Genomic DNA, 1,599 nt, shown 5'->3' on the forward strand with positions numbered 1-1,599 from the left:
GGGTAGGGGAGCGTTGTATGCGGGTAGAAGCTGGATCGTGAGGACTGGTGGACTGCATACAAGTGAGAATGCCGGTATGAGTAACGAAAAGATCAGTGAGAATCTGATCCGCCGTAAGCCTAAGGGTTCCTGAGGAAGGTTCGTCCGCTCAGGGTAAGTCGGGACCTAAGGCGAGGCCGAAAGGCGTAGTCGAAGGACAACAGGTTGAAATTCCTGTACCACCGTGAACCGTTATGAGCAATGGGGTGACGCAGAAGGATAGTGACGCGAGCTGATGGATGCTCGTCCAAGCAGTGAGGCTGGTGTGCAGGCAAATCCGCACACCGTAAGGCTGGGCTGTGATGGGGAGGGAAATTTAAGTACCGAAGGTCATGAGTTCAGGCTGCCAAGAAAAGCCTCTAGCCAGGGAGAAGGTGCCCGTACCGCAAACCGACACAGGTAGGCGAGCAGAGCATGCTAAGGCGCTCGGAAGAACTCTCGTTAAGGAACTCGGCAAAATGACCCCGTAACTTCGGGAGAAGGGGTGCCTCGGTAGGGTGAATAGCCCGAGGGGGCCGCAGTGAAAAGGCCCAAGCGACTGTTTAGCAAAAACACAGGTCTGTGCGAAGCCGCAAGGCGAAGTATACGGGCTGACGCCTGCCCGGTGCTGGAAGGTTAAGGGGAGCGGTTAGGGGCAACCCGAAGCTGTGAACCGAAGCCCCAGTAAACGGCGGCCGTAACTATAACGGTCCTAAGGTAGCGAAATTCCTTGTCAGGTAAATTCTGACCCGCACGAATGGCGTAACGACTTGGGCGCTGTCTCGACGAGAGATCCGGTGAAATTTTAATACCTGTGAAGATGCAGGTTACCCGCGACAAGACGGAAAGACCCCATGGAGCTTTACTGCAGCTTGATATTGGACTTTGGTACGATCTGTACAGGATAGGTGGGAGCCTGGGAAGCCTGCGCGCCAGCGTGGGTGGAGGCGCCGTTGGGATACCACCCTGATCGTATCGGAGTTCTAACCTGGTACCGTGAACCGGTACGGGGACAGTGTCAGGTGGGCAGTTTGACTGGGGCGGTCGCCTCCTAAAGAGTAACGGAGGCGCCCCAAGGTTCCCTCAGAATGGTTGGAAATCATTCGAAGAGTGCAAAGGCATAAGGGAGCTTGACTGCGAGACAAACAGGTCGAGCAGGGACGAAAGTCGGGCTTAGTGATCCGGTGGTACCGCATGGAAGGGCCATCGCTCAACGGATAAAAGCTACCCTGGGGATAACAGGCTTATCTCCCCCAAGAGTCCACATCGACGGGGAGGTTTGGCACCTCGATGTCGGCTCATCGCATCCTGGGGCTGAAGTAGGTCCCAAGGGTTGGGCTGTTCGCCCATTAAAGCGGTACGCGAGCTGGGTTCAGAACGTCGTGAGACAGTTCGGTCCCTATCTGTCGTGGGCGCAGGAAATTTGAGAGGAGCTGTCCTTAGTACGAGAGGACCGGGATGGACGTACCGCTGGTGTACCAGTTGTTCCGCCAGGAGCACGGCTGGATAGCCAAGTACGGACGGGATAAGCGCTGAAAGCATCTAAGCGTGAAGCCCCCCTCAAGATGAGATTTCCCAATT

At 55.9% G+C, this 1,599-nt stretch carries 1 rRNA gene; it reads left to right on the forward strand.

Annotated features, from left to right (window positions below):
* Positions 1–1,599, forward strand: a 23S ribosomal RNA gene (locus JMF85_RS27750); the annotation flags it as partial.

The sequence above is a fragment of the Paenibacillus sp. EPM92 genome (assembly GCF_016586185.1).
Taxonomy (GTDB): domain Bacteria; phylum Bacillota; class Bacilli; order Paenibacillales; family NBRC-103111; genus Paenibacillus_G; species Paenibacillus_G validus.